At 64.2% G+C, this 25,442-nt stretch carries 14 protein-coding genes; 5 read left to right on the top strand and 9 right to left on the bottom strand.

From position 1 onward, the window contains the following. Positions 1 to 10: 10 nt before the first annotated feature. The 4 genes from OKA05_RS24640 to OKA05_RS24655 all read right to left on the bottom strand — a co-directional run bounded on the left by OKA05_RS24640 (position 11) and on the right by OKA05_RS24655 (position 4,899). Positions 11 to 946, bottom strand: a complete 936-nt coding sequence (locus tag OKA05_RS24640; protein WP_264489873.1) for a dihydrodipicolinate synthase family protein — start codon at positions 944 to 946, stop codon at positions 11 to 13. Positions 947 to 956: 10 nt separating this feature from the next. Continuing rightward, entirely contained in the window at positions 957 to 2,204 is a 1,248-nt protein-coding gene (locus OKA05_RS24645) for an MFS transporter (RefSeq protein ID WP_264489874.1), read from the bottom strand. Beyond that, positions 2,201 to 3,247: a tRNA wybutosine-synthesizing protein 4 beta-propeller domain-containing protein gene (locus OKA05_RS24650; protein WP_264489875.1), complete on the bottom strand. Its 1,047-nt coding sequence runs from the start codon at positions 3,245 to 3,247 to the stop codon at positions 2,201 to 2,203. Before OKA05_RS24650 ends, OKA05_RS24645 begins: the two co-directional genes overlap by 4 nt. A gap of 107 nt (positions 3,248 to 3,354) precedes the next feature. After that, positions 3,355 to 4,899 (bottom strand): sialidase family protein, encoded by a 1,545-nt coding sequence (locus OKA05_RS24655; RefSeq protein WP_264489876.1) that lies wholly within the window; start codon positions 4,897 to 4,899, stop codon positions 3,355 to 3,357. Positions 4,900 to 5,027: 128 nt separating this feature from the next. Here OKA05_RS24655 and OKA05_RS24660 point away from each other — a divergent pair, with 128 nt between their 5' ends. Continuing rightward, a complete protein-coding gene (locus tag OKA05_RS24660; protein WP_264489877.1) occupies positions 5,028 to 6,638 on the top strand; it encodes a GDSL-type esterase/lipase family protein in 1,611 nt (536 codons plus the stop codon). 85 nt (positions 6,639 to 6,723) lie between these two features. After that, positions 6,724 to 7,806 (top strand): substrate-binding domain-containing protein, encoded by a 1,083-nt coding sequence (locus OKA05_RS24665; RefSeq protein ID WP_264489878.1) that lies wholly within the window; start codon positions 6,724 to 6,726, stop codon positions 7,804 to 7,806. A 327-nt stretch (positions 7,807 to 8,133) separates the two neighbouring features. On the opposite strand, the gene OKA05_RS24670 is transcribed toward OKA05_RS24665, so the two are convergent. From OKA05_RS24670 to OKA05_RS24690, 5 genes are all read right to left on the bottom strand, one after another. Next, positions 8,134 to 11,709 carry a beta strand repeat-containing protein gene (locus OKA05_RS24670; RefSeq protein WP_264489879.1) on the bottom strand — a complete coding sequence of 1,192 codons (3,576 nt, stop codon included), beginning with the start codon at positions 11,707 to 11,709 and terminating at the stop codon, positions 8,134 to 8,136. A 97-nt stretch (positions 11,710 to 11,806) separates the two neighbouring features. Further along, positions 11,807 to 12,445 carry a YdcF family protein gene (locus OKA05_RS24675; RefSeq protein ID WP_264489880.1) on the bottom strand — a complete coding sequence of 213 codons (639 nt, stop codon included), beginning with the start codon at positions 12,443 to 12,445 and terminating at the stop codon, positions 11,807 to 11,809. A gap of 151 nt (positions 12,446 to 12,596) precedes the next feature. Continuing rightward, positions 12,597 to 17,411, bottom strand: coding sequence for an exo-alpha-sialidase (locus tag OKA05_RS24680; RefSeq protein ID WP_264489881.1), 4,815 nt, complete (start codon positions 17,409 to 17,411; stop codon positions 12,597 to 12,599). A gap of 145 nt (positions 17,412 to 17,556) precedes the next feature. Next, positions 17,557 to 18,333 carry a hypothetical protein gene (locus OKA05_RS24685; RefSeq protein ID WP_264489882.1) on the bottom strand — a complete coding sequence of 259 codons (777 nt, stop codon included), beginning with the start codon at positions 18,331 to 18,333 and terminating at the stop codon, positions 17,557 to 17,559. Between the two features lie 130 nt (positions 18,334 to 18,463). Beyond that, positions 18,464 to 19,582, bottom strand: coding sequence for a glycoside hydrolase family 16 protein (locus OKA05_RS24690; RefSeq protein WP_264489883.1), 1,119 nt, complete (start codon positions 19,580 to 19,582; stop codon positions 18,464 to 18,466). A gap of 211 nt (positions 19,583 to 19,793) precedes the next feature. Between OKA05_RS24690 and OKA05_RS24695 the strand changes: the two genes are divergently transcribed. From OKA05_RS24695 to OKA05_RS24705, 3 genes are all read left to right on the top strand, one after another. Further along, positions 19,794 to 20,957: a sialate O-acetylesterase gene (locus OKA05_RS24695; protein WP_264489884.1), complete on the top strand. Its 1,164-nt coding sequence runs from the start codon at positions 19,794 to 19,796 to the stop codon at positions 20,955 to 20,957. Between the two features lie 554 nt (positions 20,958 to 21,511). Continuing rightward, on the top strand, positions 21,512 to 23,587 hold the full coding sequence (locus OKA05_RS24700) for a sialidase family protein (protein ID WP_264489885.1): 2,076 nt from the start codon (positions 21,512 to 21,514) through the stop codon (positions 23,585 to 23,587). Positions 23,588 to 24,126: 539 nt separating this feature from the next. Next, entirely contained in the window at positions 24,127 to 25,413 is a 1,287-nt protein-coding gene (locus tag OKA05_RS24705) for a hypothetical protein (protein ID WP_264489886.1), read from the top strand. The last annotated feature ends 29 nt before the right edge of the window (positions 25,414 to 25,442 follow it).

Genomic DNA, 25,442 nt, shown 5'->3' on the forward strand with positions numbered 1-25,442 from the left:
ATCCCACGGCTCACGGCAGCGCCACCTCAAGCGCCCTCGCGCCCCAGGCTGCAAAACCGAGGCTCTCCAACTGCTCCATCAGCACATCGACCTGGGCCGCGCTCGGATTTCCCAAGGGCAAGCGCGCCGGGCCGACCGGCACGCCGAGTCGCTCCATCAGTGCCTTCGCGGTGCCCAGGAAGCCGGTGGCGGCGATGGCATCCACCATCGCGATCGAGATCGATTGCAAGCGCCGCGCTTCCTCGAAGTCGCCGCGGGCATGCGCGGCGATGAGATTGCGGTAGAGCTCCGGCGCCCAGTTGTAGGTGGAGCCCACCCCGCCCTTCGCGCCGGCGGCCAAGGCCGAGAGTAATGTTTCATCCACGCCCCACGGCAGGTCGAGTCGACCCGCCACCTCGAGCGAGCGGCGATAGGAAACCAGATCCGGATTGGTGAACTTGATCCCCGCCAGCGTGGGAATCCGCGCGGGCGCTTCCACGAGGAAACGCTCCATTGGAAAGCTCACGCCCGTCAACGCGGGGATGTCGTAGTAGTAGAAGGGCGTCATCGGCGCGTCCGCGGCAATGGCAGCACAGCAATCGATCAGCGCGGTGAGACTACCAGGCTTATAGTAGGACGGAGCCAGCGCGCTGATCGCGGAGAAGCCGTGCTTCTCAGCCCGCCGGGCCAGCGCCTTGGCGTCCTCCACGCAATTGCTCCCGACATGCGCGATGACCCGCAGCCCGTGCTCCGGTCCGGCCGTCGCCCACGCATCGTAGAGCGCCAGCCGCTCCGCGCAGGTCAGCGAATGCGACTCACCCGTGGAGCCGGTGATGAAGACCGTGCGGATGCCATTCGCAGCAAGGAAAGCAGCTTGGAACGGAACGACCTCCGGGGCCAGTGATCCATCCGCGTGAAATGGCGAATGGGTGGCGACGACGAGTTCGTGAAGAGGTTGCGGATTCATAAAATAAAAGTCAGCGAGCCAAGGGCGCGGCACCGGCATCCGCATCGCGCGGCCGGATCAGGAGCACGAGCACGACCGAAAGCACGGCCGCACTGGCGAAGATGCTGAAGATGCCGAAGAGCGGCACATGGCGGTCGCGCAGTACGCCGAATCCATAGTCGGCGAAGCCACCGCAACTGATGCTCACGAAATTCATAAGCCCGTAGCCGGTGGCGCGCAGTTCCGGCCGCGCGATCTGGCACAGGATCGGCATGTTGTTGGAGTCGAAGAATCCCCAGCCGAGCCCGAAGAGCATCAGGAACGCGATCGCCACCCACAGGTGCCCGGTCTGCGGCGCATAGCCCACGCCGAACATCGCCGGCACGATCAGCGACATGCCGATGGCGCTGATGAATATCCGGCCGCGCGGGGTCTTCTCCATCCAGCGATCGGCCAGCACACCACCGATGATCGCGCCGATGATGGCCGCGACCTGCCAGTAGAGCGTCGCAGACACCCCGGCCTTCCCTTGGCCGATGCCGAATTCCGACTTGAGAATCGCTGGCATCCAGTCGCGCACCACCCACCCGGCCAGCGCCGGCAGGGTGAAATAGAACACCAGCAGCAGGAACGATCGATTGCCTAACAGCTCCTTCAGCGCGGCACCCGGAGAGGTCCTTGGCAAGGCCTCGGATTCCGCCGACCGCGGCGCGTTTTTCAGCAGCAGCAGCAACGGCACCGCATAGGCAATGCCGATCAAACCACAGACATCGAACGCCCAACGCCAGCCGAGGTTCGGGCTATCCGCCACGTAGCCGCTGAAGCCGCCGATGATGACGCCCACGTAGATGCCCATCTGGTGCAGCCCGATCGCACGCGACCGCGTGCGCCCGGTGTGAAAGTCCGCGATCAAGGCGAGCGCCGCGGGAATGTAAAAAGCCTCGCTGATCCCCATTACCGCGCGGGTCGCGAGCAATTGCTCATAGCTGGTGACATGCCCCGTGAGCCAGGTGACCAGCGACCACACGAACAAGCTGCCCGCGATGACATGACGCCGGCTGAAACGATCCGCCAGATAACCACCGATCGGGCTCAGGATCGCGTAGGTCCATTTGAATAGCGCGAGGATCTTCCCCCAGTTCGCCTCCTGCCCGATGCCGGGAATGTCGGCCATCACCGAGAACTTCATCGCCGCCAGCATCTGGCGGTCCAGGTAGTTCAGCAGCGCGACCGGCACCAGCAGTGCCACGATCAGCCAGGCTCGGGACGGCACGTTCACGATTCGGGAGGGGTGAAAATTAGCACCTGCGGCGTCCGCACGCCCGGCTTCACTTCACCATTGAAAAGGATGAAACCATCCCGCCACGGCGCGGTCGGCAGCGTGACCGGAGCGGGCGCATCCAGCTCACCGGCGGATGACCATGCATCCTCCGAGACGTCGTAGCGGAGAATCCCGCGGGTAAAGCCGCGGTGATCCTTCGGCGAGCCCACGTGCTTGCCATCGTCACCGGAGATCACGAATAGCGCATCGCCGCGCACCGGCGCAGGCGAGGCCGCCGCCACCGAGGCACGCGGCATGTCGGCGAGGCGCTGCCACTGCCCGCCAGAGAACTTCCACGCGTCGCGGAGATAGGTGCGGACCGGCTTGCCCGCGGCATCGGCAGCAAGCGAACAGCCACCGGTGAGAATGAAGTCACCACCGATGCCCGCAGCCGTCGCCAGGATCCGCCCGGGACCGGGCAGCGGGGGCAGCGTCTGCCAGCCCTTGTCCATCGCATCCAGGTCGAACATCCAGTGACCGGCGCTCGCCGCGGTCGCGTCCGGCTTCTCGATGCCACCGCAGACATGCACCCGGCGACCCGTCACCGCACCGGCCATCTGCGCGAGCGGCACCGGCAGTGCAGCCAACTCACGAAAGGCGGTCGTTCCGTTAGAGTAGGTCATCAGCTTCACCTCGCGGAAATGCTCCTTCACATCACCGCCGCCGATCAGCAGCACGCCCTCCGGCACGGTCAGCGAGACCCCATAGCCATTCGGTGCGGGCAGCTTTCCCGCCTCCTGCCACGTCGCACCGGATTGCTTGAGATCGAGCGCGAAAAGGCGCTCATGCCAGACCTTCTTCCCGCCGTCCCACGGCATCGTGCCGTCCGGGAAATTCGCCCCGCCACCGGCGATCAGTTGCCCGCCGTGGACGCCCGCGAAGGCCCCGGCGAACCCGACCGCATCCGGCACCGGGGGAAGGACCGTCACCTCGGCGCGCACGGGCATGGCAGCCAGCGCAGCGGCGGCGGCGAGAGGTCGGGTAAGATGCGGCGGGTTCATTCCAAGAAAGCCACCCCGTCGGGAGCGGACGAGGGGATTTTTCCCACCCTGCAGCTGTCGGACAGCCGCGGCGACTGGTCGGGTGAGCCAACCGGATCGCTGCAAGTTCATGGCTGCACAATGTCCGCAAGCGGGACCCTCAGGAAGATCATGTCGGCCACCGAGGATTCGAAGAGGATGCCGACCGTCGAGTCATCCGCCATCGCCAGCGAAGAATACCCGTAGCCGGTGCCGTCATCGAGCAGCACGTGGTGCTCCTTCGGCCATGTCTTCCCGCCATCGAGACTCGCCTGAATGGTAAGGTTCCGGCGCTGTTGCTTGTCGCGCGGATTCGAGAATAGCAGAACGGTCCGCCCATCAGGCAGCCGATGCGAAATCAGGCTCGCCATGCACACCGGCTCCGGCAAAGCCCCATGATCGGCCGGATGAATTGCCCAGGTCGCACCAAGATCGCGGGTGACCGAAACCGCGCGCCCGTTGGTATCGCCCTTGTTTTCGCGGTTGCGATTGTCGCGCATCGAGAAGATCAGCGATCCATCCCCGGCATCCGCCACCGCACACTCGGTCGTATCGCTCCGAGCGGGCGCGGAAACCGTCCAGCTTTTCCCGTGGTCCTTGCTGACGATGAGGTTGGAGAACGGCAGTCCGCTTTCATCGCGGCCCTGCGTCGGCGTCACCAGCGTCCCATCGCCCAGGGTGATGCCATTGCCGGGGGCGGGTGCGAATAGCCACCACTCCGGCCGCTTGAGCTGGCTTGTTAGATTCACCGGTTCGCTCCACGTCACGCCGTGATCGTCGGAGTGAACGCACACGAATTGGCTGGTCTCATGGATGCCTAGCCCCGGCTCCGAGCCCCTCCCCCGCCACTGGTGCGTGCCCGGCCGGCCATGCGTCCACACCGCCGAGACGAAAACGCGCCCGCTTTGCGAATCCACCAGGATATTCGCGTCGGAGCAGCCGTTCTCGCGCTGCGGCTTCCCGCCATGCTCGCCCATGTCCAGGATCGGCCGCGGCGCGAACCACGTCTTGCCACCATCGGTCGAGCGCGACAGCCCGATGTCCATGTGCCCCTGCAAGTCGTGAGAGCTTTCATAGCGCATGTCATAGACCGCCAGCAGCGAGCCATCCTTGGCACGCGCCAAGCCGGGAATGCGAAACGTATCGCAGCCATGATCGCCCTTGCGATGAATCCGATACGCGAATCGCGGCGCATGCCTACCCGATGCCTTCTCTGCCCGCATCGTCTCACCATCCACGAACTCGATCGCCTCCACCCTCAGGCCGAGACGATGCGTCAGATCCGCCCCGGGCCGGGTCTTCACCACGAGCTCACAACGATGGCTCCCCGCCGGAAACTCCATGCGCACGTCCAGTTCCGTCGCTTCCTGGAATTTGGTCGTCTCCGTCATCCACCGGTCGCCCTCCTTTCTCAGATGCCGCATGCCAACCTCTGCGAGATCGGCAAAATCCGTGGAACCCTCACCGGACAGATGGACCGATTTCACAACTCGCAGCCGGTCGATCTCGAAAGTGAACTCCGCCACCCGCGACTCCGTGCCATCGTTGAAAATCGGCACCACGGAACGCGACACCTCGATCCCGGCGTGCGCGTGAACACCTAGCATGAGAAGTGCGATGAGAATACGGGACATTTTTGGACTCAACTCATGGACTTCACCGATCCTTCCTCGCCCCGGCAAGCTTTCCTATCCGGTTTGCTCTCCCGACCGGCGAGTCCGCTGCTAGAATCCGTGCCCATCCCGCGTTTCCCATCCAGCCGATGAAACCGCTCCTCGCCCTTCTGTTCCTGCTGCCCCTGATTCTCCGCGCCGAAGCCAAGGTGCTCTTCCTGGGCGACAGCATCACCTTCGACGGCCGCTGGACCACTCTCGTGGAGTCCGCCCTGCGAAACACCGCCGAGTTCAAGGACGCCGAGATCGTCAACATGGGCCTGCCGAGCGAGACCGTCTCCGGCCTCTCCGAAGAAGGCCACGCCGGCGGCAAGTTCCCCCGCCCCGGCCTTCACGAACGTCTCGGCCGCGTGCTCCCCGCCTTCAAGCCCACGCTCATCATCGCCTGCTATGGCATGAATGACGGCATCATGCTGCCGCCCGACCCCGCACGGGAAGCGGCCTATCAGAAAGGCCTCACCCGCTTGAAGGTGGAGGCCGAAAAGGCCGGTGCCCGGGTGATCTTCCTCACCCCACCGCTTCATAAGGTGGACAAGCCCACGCCCGATCCCGCGCGTTACGACGTCACTCTCGACCGCTTTGCCGAATGGCTGGTCTCACAAAACGGGCGGGGGTGGGAAGCCGTGGACATCCGCCCGGGATTGCGCGCCTCGGTCGCCGCGGCGAAGGCAAAGGATCCCGCCTTCGTCTATGCCGGCGATGGCATCCATCCCGGCGATGCGGGCCACCGCTTCATCGCCGAGGCTGCCTGCACCGGACTCTGGCCGCTGCTTAAGCTTCCCGGCAAGCCCGAGTTCGCCGAGGGCCAGGCGTTCCGGACTCTGAAAGAACGCCAGGATCTGTTGAAGCACGCCTGGCTCACGGCCACCAAGCACCAGAGGCCCGGCATCCCCACGGGCCAGCCCTTGGAACCCGCCAACACGCAGGCGACAGCATTGTTAGGAGACTATCAGGCCTTCGCCTCGATGAAATCCTCGTCTTGGAATGGCTACGACCGGCTCGATTTCCACCTCGCCGGCCGGGCCTCGCTGCTCATCCGTCCCAAGACGTCGGCGGCCGGCCAGCCATGGATCTGGCGCACCGAATTCTTCGGCCATGAGCCACAGGGCGACATCGCGCTGTTAGGCAAGGGCTTCCACGTCGCTTACGTGGACCTGCAGAATCTCTACGGCGCGCCCGTGGCCCTCCAGGCCATGGATCGCTTCCATGCGTTTGTCACCCTGCACTTTTCGCTCTCCAAGAAGACCGTCCTCGAGGGCTTCAGCCGCGGCGGCCTATTCGCCTTCAACTGGGCCGCCCTCCATCCCGACCAAACCACGGCCCTCTATGTCGATGCCCCGGTTTGCGACTTCAAGAGCTGGCCCGGCGGCAAGGGCAAGGGCCCGGGATCGCCCCCCGATTGGCAGCGATTGATCAAAACCTACAACTTCCCTGACGAAGCCGCGGCCCTCGCGTGGAAAAGCAATCCCGTGGACAACCTCGCGCCGCTCGCCAAGGCCCGCATCCCCATCCTCGCGATAGTCGGCGATGCCGACGAAGTGGTCCCGGTGGCCGAGAACATCGACCTCGTCGAAACCCGCTATCGCAAGCTCGGCGGCGAGATCCAGGTAATCCGCAAGCCCGGCGGCAAGCACCACCCGCACAGCCTGCCCGATCCCAAGCCCATCGTCGATTTCGTGGTCAAGGCGGTTTCGCCGTGAAGAAGACCACCTCACAAGTGGTTGGCCCGCCCCACCAGTTGAATCTTGCCTTCAGTCGCGATCGGGAGAGACTGATGTGATAGCCATGACCGGAGCCCCGATGCCATCCCGCGGAAACCTCGTCGCCGAGTGCGTGCGCGTGATGCACCTGCGCATCGCCTCAGGCGAATGGCCGAAGCTCCTGCCCGGCGAACGCCGCCTCGCCGAGACACTGCAAGTCGGCCGCGACACCATCCGGCTCGCCCTCCAACAGCTCGAGCGCGACGGCGTGCTCGCCGCAGCCGATGCCGGCGCACGCCGCCGGGTCATCGATGCCGGTGGCGAGACGGTGCGGGAGAAGACCGCAGCCTTGAGAATCGGCCTGCTCGCGCACCGGCGCTTGGAGCAATTGCCGCAGCCGATGCTGTTGGAGATCGATCAAGTCCGTGAAGCGCTTTCCAGCAAGGGCGGATCGCTCGAAGTCTTTGCTCCGGGTTGGTATGAGCAGAAGAATCCGGCCAAGCGCCTGGAAGACTTCGTGGAAGAACAACGCTGCAGCGCGTGGATGCTGCTGCGCTCCACCGCGGCCGTGCAGGGGTGGTTCATGAAGGGCCGCATCCCCGCCCTCATCCGCGGCTATCCGCACCCGGGTATCGGCTTGCCTCACCTCGATGTCGATTGGCAGGCCACCGCCCATCACGCCGCCGGGCACCTGTGGCGCATGGGGCACCGCCGCGTCGTCGTCCTTTCGCCCGCCGATGCGCTCATGGGCGTGGAAGCGGCCGTCCGCGGAGTGATGGAACTCGGCGAGCCCGGCTTCGAGGCCACGGTGCTGGTGGAAAACGGCTCTCCCGGCGGTGTCGGTCGCGTCCTCGCACGCGCCCTGAATTTCAAAAGCCCCCCCACCGCCATCATCGCCACCCGCCCGCGTCAGGCCGCGACGGCCCTCACCTGGCTCGCCAGCCAAGGCCTCCAAGTCCCCCGCCACCTCAGCCTCATCACCCTCGGCTGGGAACCATCCCTCGATCACCTCGTCCCGGAGATCACCGGCTACCGAGTCGATCCCGAAGCCGTCGCGAAGCTGGTCGTGCGACGCCTCGAACGCATCGCCGCCGGCGACCCCAATCCCGGCGGCAACGCATGGATCACACCGGAAACGGTGAAGGGTGCATCCGTAGGCAAGGTGTGAGGTGGAAGGGCGATGGCAGATGATAGATGGGAGATCGCAGATGCGACGCCGCGCCGCGCCTCTACGACGGCGTAGCGGTCAAGGATGGTAGCCGTGGGTTTCAACCCACGGACCAACTCACGCCAGCAACGTGTCGCAGAGCGACACCGGAATCGCGACCAAGCAGGACACCCCTCGCCCTCGAGTCCGCACCGGCCCGCTCGACGCGACCACACACCTCACCTCACAAAAAACGCGCACCCTCATCAGGATGCGCGTCTTTCGTTTTGGCGGGAATGAGAGCGATCTTCTTGACCTCGAATCCACTCGATCCAGCCGCTTGTCCGCTTACGGGATCTCGACCTTCAGGCGGGCAAAGAGTTTTCCAGTGCTGGCGGGGGGACGCGGAATGGTCACCGTCACCCGGTCGGTGTTGTTGGGGTAGAAGTTCGGATCCTCATCGATCTCCACGCCATTCGAACCATCCTGGGCCGGGGTCCAACCGGTCAGGGTCGAACCATACTGGACGAAGGGATCGAACGCCTCCGAATCCTCGGTGCGGCGGAAGACGAAGATCAGGTGAGTGGCATTCACGCTCAAGGTCGGCAGCAGCGCATTGGAAGGCGAGTTCGAAGGATCGCCACCGATGACGAACTCGATCCCGTTCGGAATGCCATCGGCATCCGAGTCAGTCTCAGCGCCTGCACCAGCAATGCCATTGTCCTGTTCCCAATCGCCGTAAGTGTCGCCGCCACCCGGCGTGTACGAGAGTTGCAGTAGATTCCCGCTGGTGCTCACCGCCCAGGTGCCGGTTCCTGCGAAGGCCGTGGCGTCCACCGTGATCTCGTCGGCGTCGAGCCCGCTGACTCCACCGCTGGTCGTGGCCAGGGTGAAGGTCTTCGGCACCTCCGTGAAATTCACCAGAGAGGCAGGCGAGATGACCACCACCGCGGGTGTGCCCGCCACGGCATTCACCGTGATCGATGCGGCATTGAGGGTGTCGTAGCCGCTGCCCGCGCTGCCATTCCAATCGGCGACCTGCCAGGCGATGTGCGCGCCATTCTCCAGCGCCACTCCCGCGGTCGAGACCAGCGTGCCGACCCCATTGCCCGGGGCGATCGTGCCGGAAACTGTCGCGGTCGCACCCAGCGCGCCGTTGCCGCCAAGCGTGCCAGCGGTTTCCACCACCACCGGCGATGCAGGCAAGGCGGTGTTCACCAGCAGTGTGCCATTCCGCACCGTCGTGGTACCGCTGTAGGACTTCGTGCCGGTATAGGTCACGGTCTGGGCAGTCGTGCCGGTGGTGAGGCCGATGAAGACCTGACCCGCGCCGCTGATGGTGTTCCCCACCGTGTGGGCATCGGTGCGGGAGAAGGACAAGGCGCCTTCATTCGCCACCGTGGCACTGCCGAGCGTCCCAAAGGCATCCGCGCCGGCCTGACTAACATCGGTATTGCCTGGAATCCCGCCGACCCGCACCGGCACACCGGCCGGAATGTTGATCGTGCCACTCAGCGTGTTCGCGCCGGTCAGAATGAAGCCGGTCTGGTTGCTCGTCATCGTGGCTGCCGCGTCCTCGAAGGTCAGGCCACCGCTGCCGGAGAGCACACCCTGCAGCTTCAAGGCCCGCGGCGGAGTCGTGACGGAGCGGTTGATGATCCGGTTATCGGGCCCCGCGAGAGTGATGTTGTTGGTCCAGGTCCAGTTGCCCTCGATCTGTCCGAGCTTGCCGCTGGTGGTCGCGTCGCCAAGTACGACACTTCCCGTACCCATCGCTGTTGCGCCGTTGCGGATCGTCCGGAATTCGGAGCCATTCTTCACCGTCAGCGTCCCGGAGAAGCCCGCCCACGAGTTGCCCTCGGAAAAGCCGATCCCGCTGCCAGGATAGCTGAAAACGATACCACCGCCATCGATCACGATGTTGCCGTCGCCGCTGACATTGCGGAGCCGCGGGCTCGTCTTGTAGTCGAGCAAATCGCTGCGGTTGATGCGCAGCGTCGCACCGGTAAACAAGCTCACCGCACCGCTGCCGATCTGGCCGCTGGTGGCGCCGTCGCCAAAGGTCAGCGTGCCTTCATCGATAAACGTGGCGCCGGTATAGCTCGTTTCCGAGCTCACCGTGGCAGTACCGGGACCCTGCTTGGTGAAAGTCCCGCCGCCGGCAATCGTCCCGCCACTCAAGGTGTAGGCGAGTGTGTCGTTGTCAATCGTCAGGCCATTCGGGCTCAAAGTCTCGGCCAGGGTCACCGAGCCGGTGGTGGCGCTATCGTCGAAGAGCACCGTATCCCCGGCAAGGAAGGTGGTCGTGGCGGCACCGATGGTCCAGTTGGCCGTGGTGTTCAGGTCCCAGGTGCCATTGCCGCCCTTCCACGTCAGCGTGCCACCGGTGTATTCGAGCTCGATGTTGGTCTCGCCCACATTGTGGACGAGCGTGAAGCGCGTGCCTGGCGTAAGCGAGAGATTGGCGAAGCCGCTGAAGGTGCCCAGATAGTCGATGATCGGGATCTTGTCGCCGGGATTCAGCCCCGCACCCGCCACCGGCGTGATGACATGAGGCCCGGAAACTGTGAGCGCATTGGTATCATTGAGCACGATCTGGTCGTAGGCCGATCCCACGCGGAAGGTGGAAGTCGAGCCACCAGCCAACGTTAGAGACTTCACAAAGCTCGAGCCGGGCGTGGCAACCGCACCCGCCGCCACGGTCGCACCACTCTGCACCGTGACCGGACTCGATCCCAAGTCTCCGGCGATCCGCAGCGTGCCGCCTTCGACGGTCGTTGCCCCCGTGAGCGTCGAGGTGCCGCTCAGCACCAGCGAGCCCGCGCCTTTCTTCGAGATCGTACCACTACCGGAGATCGCGTTCGCCGCGGTGATCACCGCGCCGGTTCCGTGGTTGAAGACGAGCGATCCGTCGTTGGTCACCCCGTTGCCGCCGATCACACCGGTGGTGCCGCCATTGCCCACTTGCAACGTGCCGGCGGCGGTGATGGTGGTGACCCCCGTGCGGGTATTCGCCGCTGCCAGCACCAGCGTGCCACCGGAAATGGTCAGGTCGATGTCTGAAGCAGGAGCTCCTTGGTTCTGCGTCTGTTTTCCGACGATGCCAGCCAGCGTGAGCGAACCCACGCCGTTCTTGGTCAGGGAAATCCGCCGGATGTCAGTGTTGTTGCCTGCCGTGTGCGAGAGGATCATCCCGTTGAAGACCGTGTCGGTCGCCTGATTGACCTCGACCGTCGCCACCTGCGAACCACCACCACCGGAGTCGCGCCGCAGCGAGCCGAAGCCAGTCAGCGAGGAAAGATGGATCGTTTGTCCGCCCCATGCGCCGCTGTCGATGATCAAATCCTTCGCGTTGGCGACTGCCGCTCCGGTATCCAGCGCGAAGGCAGTGCCCGCTGCTTGCGTGATTCCCGTCCGGCCGAGATACGTGAAGCTGCCGCCCACCGCGCCCGGAGTCGTCGCCGCATTGCCGCCGCGCAGTGTCAGGGTGCCATTGAAGTTCAGCGCATTCGCCGTGTTGAACGCGGTCATCCCGAGATTGGCGGTCCCGTTGTTGATCGTTAGATTCCCGGTGCCGGTCAGGCTGGTGAAGCTCAAGCTGCTGTTCGCGGCACTGGGGGTCACCGAAAGGTTGGTGGAGCCCAGGTTGATCGCGCCGGGGGTGAGCGTATTCGCTCCGCTGATGCTGACCGTACCGGAGGCCGCACTCACATTGAGACCGGCCCAGATGAGGTTCGCACCGAGCGTGTTGACCAAGGTGCTCGAGGCATTCCAGGTCGCCGTCTCGAGGTTGGTCGGCGGGCTGCCGTCCGCCCAGGCTCCGGCGACGTTCAGATTGTCCGCGGTGGCACTGCGGATGTCTTGGCCGTGGCTGGCACCGGTGGCGAGCGCGGCGAAAAGTAGAGCGTATGAAGTTCTTTCCATGGGGCTTTGCGAGGTTCGACGCCGCCACGCTTGCCCCGGACTCGTCTTGCAACAACGATCCGCAAGTGGTCGGGACCACCAACCAGTTGCCCCATGCTCAGCGCAGTTGCCCCGTATAACCTGCAGCCACCAATACCCGAAAGGCATCCATCACTTCCGCCGGGATTTCCTGCGCAGAGGCAAAGCCAAGCGCGGGATAATCGATGATGCGTTGGAAATCTCCCGTCATCGCAGAGGTCACCAGCTCCGGCGTGAGCGCACCGGCACAGTAGTCTGCAAATCCAAGCGCCGGCGAACTGGCACGGAAGACAACCTCCGGCCACTGCACGTCCAGCGCAGCGATGGTGCGCCGCTCCATGTAGGGCTTCTGCACCACGATCGCCGTGGATAACACAATCTCCCGGGAAGCCAGCAGCTCACGGGAATAGCGGATATTTTCCCCGGTGTTGGTGGCACGGTTCTCGATGAAGATCACTTCCTCCGGCACACCGCAATCCCGCGCGACGCGAGCTATCGCCTCCGCCTCGGTCTCCGCCCAATCCTGCGTCATCCGTCCCCGCGCACCCGAGAACAAAATCCACGGCGCCAGACCACGATGAAAAAGCTCCGCCGCATGCCCCGCGACGCGTAGATCATTGCTGCCGAAGACCAGGATGCCATCTGCTGGAATGAGCTCGTGATGGAGCTGATGATAGTCCCACAGGACAAGCGCGGCGGCGAGATGATCAGGGTGCATGCTTGGATAAAGACGATGACGGAGCGCCAAGGCTCACTGGGAGCGCGGAATTCATTCCGCCTGTCAAATCCAGCGAACCCGCTTTCCAGGCGGAATAAATTCCGCGCTCCCAGTAAAGCCCACCTAAAAATTCGAATCCCCCCGCCCCATCTTAATCCATCACCCTCACCCGATAAAAGCGAACCGGCCCCTCTTCCTCGGGAAGCACCACCGCCGTCTCATCGCCCGTCGCAAGCACCGCCGAAAGCCCCGGCACCGTCTCCCACAACGAAAGCTCCTCACTTTCCTCAACCGCATAGCTCCGTCCCGGAACGCTCTTCCATTTCAAGTTCCCGCCCGCGTCATACGACGTCACCCCTAGAACCGACGCCGCATTCTCCGGATCAGTCCCAGCAACGTATTCATCCCGGTTGGACACCCCGTCATGATCGCGATCGAGTCCGGCGTCATTCGCCGATGCATTCAGACCATTCAGCAACTCCCACGCGTCCGGCATGCCGTCGCTATCCGCATCGGCCGATGGATTCAACAGCCACGACTCTTCCACTCGGGCAAAGGTGATCCTGCTGTAGTCGTCCTTCTCGAAGAGCACGCCGATCGAGCGGTCCGGCAGGATGCAGATCGAAGAGTAAGCCGCCGACCCTGCATAGAGCTGCCGCGACACCGGCCATGTATCACCACCATCCGGCGAGACTCGCAGCGTGAAATTACTCCGCGATGACGTGCTCGCCGGATTCCCGAACAATACCAGCTCCCGGGGGTCACCGCGATGCCTGCTCGTCCACTGGATCACGCTGCCTTGGCACACGGGGTCCGGCACCGCGGGCAAGCGGAACAGCGAGCCCCACGTGCCATCGCGCATCGGCGTCGCCCCACCTGGAGTGTAGCGGATCCACGCCCGCTGGCCATTCGACCCGCTCGGCGTGCGCATGGAAAAGAGCAGTCGCCCATCATCGAGTTCGCACGCCGTATTCTCGTTTGTCTGCGGCGACGAGGTCGGCACGCCCGAGCCGAAGTCCCAGGTAGCACCATGGTCGGCGCTGAAGACAGAGCAAACCCGCACCGTGCCGCTCTCATCGCGATACTGCGAGGGAAAGACCAGCGTGCCATCGCGCATCGCTACCCCATGACCAGGGCCTTGGAAGATCAGACGCCAGTTCGGATTATCTTTCACCGCCGCAGTCACGTTGATCGGCGCGGACCACGTGTCACCGCCGTCCTCGCTTTTCGTGAGCACATACTGGCCGGTCTCGGTGGGCAGCGTGCCGGCACCGGAGCCATTGTAGCCGCGATTCCCGAATGACCACAGCGCCGCCACCCACATCGTATCCGTCACCGGATCATAGAGGATGCACGGATCGCCGACGCCATTGCCCGAGGAACCCGGCTCCGAGGCATCGTAGTCCACGATCACCCGCGAGGTGCTCCACGTTGCACCGCCATCGGTGCTGCGGCTGTAACCCACATCCACATTCGCCGGCAGGTCGGCCGAGTTGTCGTAGCGATGATCATAGACCGCATGCAGCACGCCCGCACCATCCGCCACTATACCGGGGATGCGGAAGGTATTGATCCCGAGATCGCCGCTCTTCACCACATCGGTGAACTGAGGCACCAACCCCAGCGTGAGCGCCCCGCCCGGATCGGCATTCGCAGGAACGATCTCGCCAACATTCGAAATTGTCAGCCCCGTCACCGCGGCATCGAGAACGCTGCCAAGCGCAGCATGCCGCTGCGGAATGATGGCGACATGAAAGTGATGGCTCCCTTCTAACAAAGCAGCCGAAACCGGAAAGACCAGCGCATCGCTCCCCGGCGAATCGATCGTTCCAAGCACCGCTCCCGTCCCAGCATCAATCAATTCCACCGAGGTAACACGCTCGCGGGTGCCGGGCGCGAGCTGCACACGCACTTCCTGAAGCGTCGTCGCCGCCGGCGTATCGATCGCGATTTCCAGCAACTCGTGCCGCCCGAAGCGTGCGATCTCGCGCGGGGTCTGCATCACCGTCGCGGAGAACGGAGGTCCGCTCGGCGTCCCCCAGCGAGCATCCCAAGCCGACTTCAGCTCGGCGACTTCGCTGGCCCCCAGCACGCTCGCAAACACCGCGACCTCCGCGATGTCCGCCTTCAGCTTCAAGAACGGCGACCCGCCATTGGACCCCAGAATCAGCCCACCCAGGTTCGTCACCTGGCTGTCGGTCACCGTGGCTGTTAGAGCACCATCGACCCAATGCGCCACCGTCGTTCCCCCGCTGCCATTCGGCAGGAAGCTGAAGACATGCTGCTGCCACGCTCCCGTTTGCCGGGCAGTCGTGGTGATCTCCGCTCCATTCCACGATCCGGTCGATGTCGTCACCCCCGCCTGCCATTGCCCGCCGCGCACTTGCGCACGGGTCCTGCCGGTGCCGGTGGTGCCGTCGAAAAGAAAGCCATCGGCCTCATCCGTCACGCGGCACAGCACCGCCACGCTGCGCGCGCCCGTGAGCGCGCCAAATTCGGTCGTGGCATTCGACCACAGGTCATTGGTGCCATCGAAGCGCATCACCTGCCGCGCCTGGCCATTGCCCGCCGTGACCGCACGCCGGAAGGTTTGCCCGCTCACACGGCGGCTCAGGTCACGCACCGCATTGCCATTGTGCAGGTCCGCCCAGCGGTTCACCGCGTCGGCACTGTCGAAGGTCATCCCATTGTCCGCCATGAACCACGCATGAAGGCTCGCCCACGCGGGCAGCGGCTTCACCGGCAGAGCATCAAGCCCGATCACCTCCGCCGCCATCCGTTCGCCTAACAGGATCTCGCTCTCCGCATCGTAGTGAACGCTCAGCCCATCCTGATTATGCACGGCGAGACCGGTCGATTCCGCATAGCCGACGTCCGCCCGGCTATTCGCCAGTGCGAGCTGCGCGCTACGGGTGGTGTCGCGATTGGCACCGGTTCCTGCGATCTCGCCGAAGACTCCGGTGATCGAGGATGCACCCGGCAAGTCGGTCTTCAGATTCGCCAACAACTCGCTGAAACGCGTGCCCGCCTCGTTCGACTCCGTGGTCGTATTGCTTTCGCCCTGCACATACAGCAGCCCGGCAATCCGGCTCGCCTCGTAGCCACCCGGCAAGTCCGCCAACGCGGCATTCACCGTGGCGATGACATGCTCATACATGTGATCGTCCACCGAGCCTTTCTGCCAAAAGCTGTTCCCACCGCCGCCGCGCGATGCCTTCACGATGGCGAAGTTCCGATAGCCCGCATTCCACAGCATTCGCGCAAAGCCCACCTCCGGCCCCCAGTGATCGTCATTCCCGGCATACACACCACCGGTCTGAGCACCGACCACCGCCCAGCCGCTCGACTTTCCCAGCGCGGCATCACCGGATACGGTCCCATCGGTACGATTGTCCCAGTAGAAGGGCACACCGCCCGCCTGCTCCGCCGGATGCGTCCCGAGCGCGCCGTGGCGCATCGCCGTGTCCGTGGTGCCCAGCGTGCCAAGCGAATTCGACTGTCCCGTCAGCACGAAGATCTTCAATGTCTCATCCTCCGGCACCACCGTCTCGCCCTTCCACGACAGCCGCACATCCTCGAAGCCGATGTAGCGCGCGTTGTTCCTCGCCATCAGCCGGATCTCCAGCGCACTGCCCACCGCCGACGGAACATCCGACGCGCGAAATGACGCCGTGAATTCCTTCAGGCACTTCCCGAGCTGCGTGCCCGTGCCCGTGACAAACATCGGCAGCCCTTCCGTCAACGGAATGGTCGCCAGTGTCACACCATTCGCACGAAGTTCCGCCGCATAGTCACCCGCCACCGCTGCGGACGAGGCCTTGTAGAGGGAAACCTGGAGCTGATACTCGCGGCCCGCCTGCACCGTCTCCACCAGCGTCTGCGCAACGCCCGTGTCCGCCGGCCCGGCGATGATGTAGCTCGACCCTGGGCTCGCTCCCGTATCCGCCGCGCTTTCGCTGACGATTGAATAGTCGGTTAGACCCTTCGGAACCGCCGCGGCATTCGGTGTGCCGAAGATCGACCACCCGTTCGGGCGGCAGGCCGCGGTGTTTGCATTGAGAAAGCCTCCTTCGAAGTTGCCGTTGTTAATCGCCACCGGCGTCCACTGCGACTCGAGCCCGAATGCATTCGCCACCCTCCCCGCGATGTGCGCTTCGCCGCGGCTGTTAGGGTGGACGTTGTCATAAGTCATCGCGCCAGGATCCCATCCACCGGGCTGCGTGGTCCAGTCGCTGCCATTCCATGCCGGGTTTACCATTGGCACCACGCTCACGATCGAAGTCACCGTGCTCTTCGCCGCCGCGATCGCCGGCAGGTGGCTGCTATTGTAAAGATCGACCGCCGTATTGAGCGTCACGCGATTCGCATGGCTCGGGCCCACGTGGAGCAGCTCGCAGAGCCGGATGCGCACCGCAGGATGGTCCGCTTGAAGTTGATCCACCAGCGCCGAAACGTCCGCCGCGAGCGTCTCCGGCATCTTTCCCGGATCATTCAGGTCATTGATGCCGATCATCATCACCACGCTGTCCGGCGTGTAGCTGCTCAGCCACGTCCCAAGGTTTCCCGTGCCGCGCTTTCCACTCGATGGCCCGGCGGTGGCGCCCAGCACCTGCGACGCACGCCAACCCCAGTGGCCGTCGTGATCGCGATCAAAGGGCACACCCCGCCAAGCCGGATAGTAGGCATTCGTCGCGTCATCACTCCCCGCGTCGTTGTTCGTGTAATTCGTCGTCAGCGATCCCACGAAGTCGAACTCCGTCCCGGCGTCCACCAGATGCTTGAAGAACTCCCAGCGCCACGAGCGGTTGCCATTCTGCGCATACGTCGAGCCATTCACGGCATAGCCCGCCCCCTGCGTGATCGAATCGCCGATCAAGGCGATCTTCACCGGTTCGGCATCAGCATCAGCCATGGCCCCGGCCACAGCGAGCAAGCCCGCCAAGGGCAGCAAACGAAGGAACGACATCCCCCGACCATCGTCCCGGAGCGGTGCAACTTCACCCGCCCTCCACTGGTCCGTTGAACCAACCAGATTCCCCCCGGAAACATACAAACGAGCAGGCCGCACGGGGACCTCACCCGTGCGGCCTTGGACTACCCTCGAAAATTTTTCACGCCCGCCGGCGGCGCAGCAGGGCCAGCAGGCCGAAGGACCCCAGCAACGCGCATCCCCCCTCGGGGACGACAACGACATCGAGCGAGACGTTATCGAAGAATGCAAACGATGCGCCCGCGGCATTCGTGGTTCTTCCCAAGGCCAGGCTGAAGCTGTCCGATCCGAGCACGGAGGTGCTCGTCCAGCTCGCGGTATAGCTCCGGTCGCTGTTATAGCCACCCCCGCCACCTTGGGCGACGAACCCGAGCCGGAGCGTGTCGGCCGCGGCATTGCTGTCGCTCAGGGACTGCGACACGAAGTTGGTCGGATTGGTGATCGAGCCATTCGACCCGGTGGTGAAGCTGAAGGACTTGCCAGCGGACGAGAAATCCACGTAGGCGTTCAGGTCATTGGCGACCACGCTGGTCTGGGCCGATGCGAAGAAAGTGAGCGTGAAGACATAGTTCTGCCCGACACCGAGCGCCGGCAATGTCACAAAGCTCCCGGTCGTGGTGATCTGCTGGAAGGTATTGCCGGTAGTCAGCGCGCTGATCCAGCCATGGGTGTTTTCCCCCGATCCCGCACCGCCGGGGTTGAAGAGCCGGGATTCGTTGGTATTCACCGTGGTGCCCGCCGAATCCGAGTAAGTCCAGGTATTCTGCACCGTGGGCGACCCGAAGGTCGTCGCGGTGGACGCCGTGGTGCTGCCGAAATTCTCGGAGAACACGACCGCTGCATTCGCGGAAACGATCGAGGCGGCAAGCAGCGCAATGACGCGGGGAGTTTTTTTCATGGGAGGTCGAGTTCTTGGATCGGATCGTGCCAGCACTGGGTCGATCACGCCGGAACATCTACTGGCCAGAAGCCTCATCACCACCTCCCTGAAGTGGTTGGTTGAGGAAACCAGACTCCCTCCTACAAACCTAGTAATTGTCGTCGATGTTCTCCGTGATGATCCCCCGCACATCGCCTTCATCGCCGAACTGCCACACCTTCACCGAGGCGAAGGACGTCGTGGCCTGCTTCCATGGCGCAGGTCCGCCCCAGCCCGGCAGCCACACACCCATCGTCAACTGTGCAGCCATCGAGGGCACAAAGGTGAGATTCTCCGCCACCTTCCTGCCATCGAGGTAGTGATCCACCCGGTCGCCAGCGTAGACTGCATACTTGTTCTTGCCGAGCCGCTTGAGCGGATTGCCGAAGTAGCGGTTGAAGGGAATCGCGCGATCCTGCACCCAATGATAGCCGCCTTTCTCCGCTACTTGCGCGTCGCTCACGCCCTCGATCGGCACCAGCTTCGTCCGCCACTCGGTGGTCAGCGTGTGATACTGCCCGTCGATCATCGGCTTCACGTCGAAGGTTCGGGGCTGGTGCTTGTTTTGCAGGAAGGTATTGTAGAGTGCCTTGTTGAAGTCCCCGCCCTTGCCAAACTCGGGGAAATCCAGCTCCGTCCAATACTCATTCGCGCCCTCCCCGTAGGCCTTCATATGGGGATTGTAGAGCGGCTCCGAGGCATGAAAGGCATCCATCCCCTCCTTCGGCACGGAGACGTAGCGGTAGCCATACGTCCACACGGCCGGCACCGCGCCCTTCGGCCGCGTCGGATCTTCCGGGCCTCCTTCTTGCTTTCCGGTGCCACCGATCTTCATCACCACCTCGTAGCGGCCGGAGGCGAAGAATTCCTGCGTGACCACGATGCCACCCACCCGCGTGCGCTGGCCCTCATATCCAGTCACCGGACCATCGTAGAGATCGCCATTCGCCTGGCAGACCAGCACGTGCTTCTGTTTTCCCGCCACCTGATCGCGTTCGATGCGGACATTTTCCGGCGATACCCCGTGATTGCCCTGCCCCCACTTCTTCCGCGGATTATACCACCGCTTGGGGTCGATCTTGCCGCTGCTCCAGTCTTCCTCGAAGGCCAGCTTCGCATTCCGGGGCAGCGGCGGGAGTTTGGCTTCCTGCGCGCTCAGGGGTGGTGCCACGGTGAGGGAAAGCAGGCTCGCGACGGCGAGCGACCGGCTCATGGTCCTGCAATTCATTCCGGTGGGTAGTTTGTTAGATTGGAATGGCATGCGTAGCGCAGACGGCAGGAAATGCCTCCTCCTTCATCTGGTCGCTTTCCCCGACCAGCTTGGAAAACCGGTCGACCGAACCAACCGGCGACCAGCGTTGCCCTTCGCTCTCACCCTTGTCATCCTCCCGGAGAATCCCTGCATCGTGAGAATCCCAGCCCGTCTTCTAGCCGTCGCCTTGTCATCCCTCGCCTCCGCGGTCACCGGCGCGGACTTGGCGCTGGCCAGGCCGTTCGGCGATCACATGGTGCTCCCGATGCGGCGGGACGTGCCCGTCTGGGGCACCGCCCATGCCGGCGCGGCGGTGGAGATCCAGTTCCGGGGAAAAGCCGTCACCACCACCGCAGACAAGAGTGGAAGCTGGCGGGCCATCCTGCCGGCCATGGAGCCATCGGCCAAGGCTGCATCGCTCACCGTCCGCTCGGCGGACCAAAGCCTGGTGATCAAGAACCTCCTGACCGGCCGCGTCTTCCTCTGCTCCGGCCAGTCGAACATGGACTTCCAGCTCGGCCGTGCCGTCGGTGGCGCAGACGAGGCCAAGCGAGCCGGCAAGTTCCCCGCCATCCGTCTCTGCAATCTCACCGGTGCTCCCACCGACTCGCGCGTCTATGACGCCGCGACACTCGCCCGCCTGAATGAGCGCGACCACTTCACCGGCGGCTGGGAAGTGGCCACGGAGAAATCCGCCGCCGCCTTCTCCGCCATCGCATGGTGGATGGGCAAGATGATCCACGAGCTCGACGGCGTGCCGGTCGGGCTCGTCGAGAATGCCATCGGCGGCTCCGGCACCGAGGCCTGGCTGCCGCGCAACGTGCTCTCGGCGCGCAAGAACTACGCGCCGCTGTTAGACAATGCCTGGCTTTCCTCACCGCAGATCAGCCCATGGGCTCGCGGCCGGGCGAAGCAGAACCTCGGCAAGCACCCGGACGCGAACCATCCCTTCAAGCCAGGCTTCCTCTTCGAGTCCGGTGTGCGCCCGTGGTGCGGCTTCCCGTTCGACGCCGTGCTCTGGTATCAGGGCGAGACCAATGCCGAGATCGCCGATGACGCATGGAACCGCCAGCTCATCACCTACCTCGTCGCCGGTTGGCGGAAGGAACTCCGCCAAGGCAAGCTGCCCTTCTACCTCATCCAGCTCCCGCGCATCGGCGGCAATGAGCCGATCCGCCAGCATTGGCCGGAGTACCGCAAGGTCCAAGCCGACGTCGCCCGCAAGCTCCCTGGCGTCCACCTCGTCGTGACTCAGGACCTCGGCTGGGACAGCCCCGACGTCCACCCGCCGGACAAGCTGCCGGTGGCCCGACGCCTGGCGGAGGCGATGGCAAAGTCGTTGGAAAATTGATCGCCGGAGACGTCCAATGTGAGAACGCGCCAGGCTGCCGCAGCTCAACGTGGTGCCCCAAATTGTGCCATGGCGATGCCATCCCCAATGGCTTCTAACTCATCCTCCAAATGCAACCCTCCATTCTTAATCTGCGTCCATCTGCGTAATCTGCGGTCGACTACTTTGGTTTGGGGCCACGTCGAATTGACGGGAGAATTTTGCCGGAGATTGACGCAGATAGGACGCATGGGGCGGCGAGTGGATCGAGCCAGCCTGTCTGAATTTCAGCGCCCTCTCCGATCCATCCTCCCTCCACGGCCATCGTTGCCGGAAATCGGTGCGGACCTCGACGAGAACCGGCGCGCCTCGCAAATGGCGAGACGAACTGGTCGCGTAACCAAACCAGCAAGCGACCGCCTGTGCCGGACGTAGCATTCCCCAGCATCCTCCGAGTGTCCCGCGAGTTCCTGCTCAAGATTCCCCACCGCAAGAACGACTGGAAAATGGATGTTCACCTTCATCCCCGTTGGCGATACCACGGGACTGCGCTAGTCCGATCAACCGAGACCCGAATGACCCCAGCACTTTCTCCTCTTCGTAGCGGCACCACCTCCCGTAGCGGGACGACTTCGTCGTTCCGGCTGGGGAAGGCACCGCACCAACCCGGAAGCAGCGACTCCCCCTCGCGACGCAGTCGCTCCGCCACCTGGGCGCTTGCCGCCCTCGCCCTCGCTTCCACCACGGCCTCCGCCGAATCCTTCGAGTCCATCCCCGCCGGCCCGCTGAAGGACGCGCAAACCTCCACGGGCAAGTGGACCGCCGAACCCGGCCACGCCCAAATCCAGCAAGGCCACGCGAAAAGCGGCCGCCAATCCCTCCGCCTCTCCGGCGACGGCGAACGCAGCGCAATTCTCACCCTCGCCGAGCCCGCGGCAAAGAACACCGCCCTCTCCTTCCACGCCGAGCGCTGGACCAGCCGTCAGCCTTTCCAGTTCCGCATTGATGCGAAGGAACGCGGCACCTGGAAGGAGATCAAGAACGCCGACGACGTCCAAACCGGCGGCTTCAAGACCGAGCTGCGCATCGAGATCCCCACCGGCGCGCGCGAGCTGCGTTTTCGCGCCACCGCCCCGCCCGACGCCGGCGTGATGATGGATGACTTCACCCTCCACCGCCCCGGCCCCGCGCGAGCCGTGCTGTTGGAAACCGTGCAACCCGTCTGCCCCGCCTTCATCCGCGAGGACTTCAATCCCATCCTCGGCTTCCGCATCGTTGTCGAAGGCAGCGAGGGAACCCTCAAGCTCGATGGCCTCGAGTTCGGCTTCACGGGCACCACCGATCTAACAGACATCGCCTCCTTCCGCGTCGTCGCAGGCAGTGCCGATCCCTCCGCTGATCCCGGCGCAACCATCGCGGAGGGCAAGAAGGCCGCCGACAAGGTTTCTCTAACAAGCAAGCACGCGCTCGCTTCCGGCGAGCACTGGTTCTGGATCTCTCCCGAGCTAGAAGAAACCGCATCCCTCGACCACCGCGTCGATGCCTCGCTCTTCCGCGTGAAGGTCGGCGGCAAGGTGCTCGAGCCCGCGCAACCATCACCCGATGGCAGCCAACGCATCGGCCACGCCGTCCGCCTGCCCGGCGATGATAAATCGAAATCCTACCGCATCCCCGGCCTCGTCCGGACCAAGGCGGGTTCCTTGATCGCCGTTTACGACATCCGCTACAATCACTCCGGCGACCTGCCTGCGAACGTCGATGTCGGTGCCTCCCGCAGCACCGATGGAGGCCAGAGCTGGGAGCCGATGCGCGTGGCCGTCGACATGGGCGATGACCCGGAGCACGGCCACGATGGAGTCGGCGACCCAGCCATCCTCGTCGATCCTTCCAATGGCCGCATCTGGATCGCCTCCCTGTGGAGCCATGGCAATCGCGCCTGGCACGGCTCGGGTCCGGGCATGACGCCGGAGGAAACCGGCCAGCTCGTCCTCGTCCACAGCGACGATGATGGCAAGTCATGGTCGAAGCCCGTGAACATCACCACCCAGGTCAAGGACCCCGCCATGCGGCTGTTCTTCAATGGCCCCGGTGCCGGCATCGCCATGAAGGACGGCACCCTCGTCTTCGCCGCACAATATCGCGCGGCCGATGGCCAGCCATGGTCCACCATGATCTCCTCGAAGGACCATGGCGCGACTTGGCAAGCCGGCACCGGCGTGAAAAGCAAAACCACCGAGGCCCAGGTCGCCGAGCTCTCCGATGGCTCCATCATGATCAACTGCCGCGACGACCGCGGCGGCTCCCGCACCATCGCCACCACCAAGGACCTCGGCAAAACCTGGACCCTCCACCCCACCGACCGCAAGGCCCTCCGCGAGCCGGTCTGCATGGCCAGCCTGTTAGAGTGGAAGGGCGCACTGTGGTTCTCCAATCCCAACGCCACCGACGGCCGCCGCGCCATGACCGTCAAACGCTCCACCGACCAGGGCATGACCTGGCCGGACGAAAGCGCCCGCCTCTACGACTCCCGCAGCGGCTTCGGCTACTCCTGCCTCGCCCCCGTCGATGACTCCCACCTCGGCGTGATCTACGAGGGAAAGAACACCATGTATTTCCTGAGGTTCTCCCTCGCCGAATGGAGCCGGCAGTAGCCCGCGCGCTGGGTGCGCGGAACCGTAGCGCAGCGGAGGTGGTCGGCCTGATTCAAATCCTCAACGGAGCCGACAAGCTCCGGCCCGCAGAAGCACCCAACGACTCCGCTCCCAATCTAGCTCCGCCCAAGTCGTCGGAGACGGGAGCGCGCGCAGCCCTGCTGCCGCCCGAAGCCAGCAGCCCTGCTGCGGGGAAGCACCCGGCTGCATCCGTCCTCACGAACAGGGCGTGGGTGGAAAACAACGAAACGAGCGAAACGACGAAATTCGAAAGACTCGGGGAGACCTCGTCACGGCCCACTGGGAACGCGGGATTTATCCCGCCCGAATGGTCCCTTCCGGCGGAACAACGACCCCGGGAGCGCCGGTCTTCAGACCGGCTCGAATGGTCCTTCGATGCCGATCTTAAGACAGGTGCTCCCAACGAACCCACCATCCAGCGGAATAAATCCCACACTCCCAATTTCCCTCGCGAACCCGATCGTTACAGCCTCGCATTCATCTTGCCCCATCCCGCCGCTCTTCTCACCATGCCTATCATGAAGAAGAAGCGCGTGATCGCGGCAGTCATCCTTCTGCTCGTCTTGTTCTGCCTCCATCGCGGGGCCGATCACCTCGAGCGCACCGCGGAAACCACCACCACGCGCAAGCACGACTCTTCATCATCATCCGCTGCAGAAAACGAAGCCGAGTCCACACGCCTGCCGACCAAGGCCTCTTCTCGCCCCGCAAACACATCCACCCACGCCACCCATCGCCCCGAGCAACTCAAGCAGTTCTACCTCCCCGAAGTCACCATCGACGGGCTGCCCCTGAAGGCCGCCCTCGCCAAGCTCCGCGCCGCCTACGAAGACGTCTGCCGCGAATCCGGCGAAGTGCCCGTGCGCCTCACCTTCATCGTCCCGCCGGAAGCCACCCGCCCGCTCACCACGAAAACCGGCATCCGCAATCTCGACGGCTCCATCCATCTCCTCGCCGCCCTGGCCGGCCTGAAAGTCGCGCGCAGTGGCAGCGAATACACCTTCACTGCCCCAGAGGAAACCGGCGAAGTGACGAAGCGCACCTTCCGCGTGCCGCCCGATTTCTTCTCCATCCCCGCCGCCGCCAATGAGGATCCCTTTGCGGAAGATGCTGCCCCATTCACTCGGCTCACCCCTTCCGAATACTTCGCCTCAAAGGGCATCACCCTCGATCCCGGCACCAAGTTCTCTTTCACCGCCGCCACCGGCACTTTGCAGATCGAGGCCACCAGCGCCGCCGACCAGACCGCCATCGCCGGACTGATCGACCTCGCCGCCAATGAGATGCCCATCCAGCACCAGATGAATGCCCGGGTGGTCGAGATCCCCGCCCGCATGGACTGGACCCCGCAGGAAATCTCACAATTGGACGCCGGCGAACAGCAACTGCTGATGCGCCAGTTGTCTCAAATCAAGGGTGTCGATCTGATGACGGCCCCATCCGTCACGGCAAGGACAGGCGAGAACTCGAAGATTGCGATCACCCATGAAGTCCTCATTCCTTCCCTCTCATCTCCGGGCGATTTCGAGGCGCATGACACCGGAGTGATCTTCGATCTTCGCACTGTCCCCTACGGCCTGGGCCACCACGTCGATCTCGCCTACTCCGAAAGAATCGCCGAGGGCGAGTCCGGCACAGCCACCGCCAAGGTCATTGAGCGCACGTCCATCAACGACAGCTCCTTCACCGGCGACGGCAAGGCCCGCCTGCACATGCAGACCCGCCCCGACGGCACCCGCGCCCTCGTTCTCATCACCCCCACCCTCATCGATGCCACCGGCCGGCCACTCCATGCCAAGGAGTGAGGGACACCATCACGAGGCATCCAGAAATC

Source organism: Luteolibacter arcticus, assembly GCF_025950235.1.
In the GTDB taxonomy this organism is placed as follows: Bacteria; Verrucomicrobiota; Verrucomicrobiia; order Verrucomicrobiales; family Akkermansiaceae; genus Haloferula; species Haloferula arctica.

Coding starts and splice junctions, on each gene's coding strand:
- OKA05_RS24665 (WP_264489878.1), top strand. CDS start 6,724: ATGACCGGAGCCCCGATGCCATCCCGCGGAAACCTCGTCGCCGAGTGC.
- OKA05_RS24705 (WP_264489886.1), top strand. CDS start 24,127: ATGAAGAAGAAGCGCGTGATCGCGGCAGTCATCCTTCTGCTCGTCTTG.
- OKA05_RS24660 (WP_264489877.1), top strand. CDS start 5,028: ATGAAACCGCTCCTCGCCCTTCTGTTCCTGCTGCCCCTGATTCTCCGC.
- OKA05_RS24675 (WP_264489880.1), bottom strand. CDS start 12,445: ATGCACCCTGATCATCTCGCCGCCGCGCTTGTCCTGTGGGACTATCAT.
- OKA05_RS24640 (WP_264489873.1), bottom strand. CDS start 946: ATGAATCCGCAACCTCTTCACGAACTCGTCGTCGCCACCCATTCGCCA.
- OKA05_RS24685 (WP_264489882.1), bottom strand. CDS start 18,333: ATGAAAAAAACTCCCCGCGTCATTGCGCTGCTTGCCGCCTCGATCGTT.
- OKA05_RS24650 (WP_264489875.1), bottom strand. CDS start 3,247: ATGAACCCGCCGCATCTTACCCGACCTCTCGCCGCCGCCGCTGCGCTG.
- OKA05_RS24655 (WP_264489876.1), bottom strand. CDS start 4,899: ATGTCCCGTATTCTCATCGCACTTCTCATGCTAGGTGTTCACGCGCAC.
- OKA05_RS24700 (WP_264489885.1), top strand. CDS start 21,512: ATGACCCCAGCACTTTCTCCTCTTCGTAGCGGCACCACCTCCCGTAGC.
- OKA05_RS24680 (WP_264489881.1), bottom strand. CDS start 17,411: ATGTCGTTCCTTCGTTTGCTGCCCTTGGCGGGCTTGCTCGCTGTGGCC.
- OKA05_RS24670 (WP_264489879.1), bottom strand. CDS start 11,709: ATGGAAAGAACTTCATACGCTCTACTTTTCGCCGCGCTCGCCACCGGT.
- OKA05_RS24690 (WP_264489883.1), bottom strand. CDS start 19,582: ATGAATTGCAGGACCATGAGCCGGTCGCTCGCCGTCGCGAGCCTGCTT.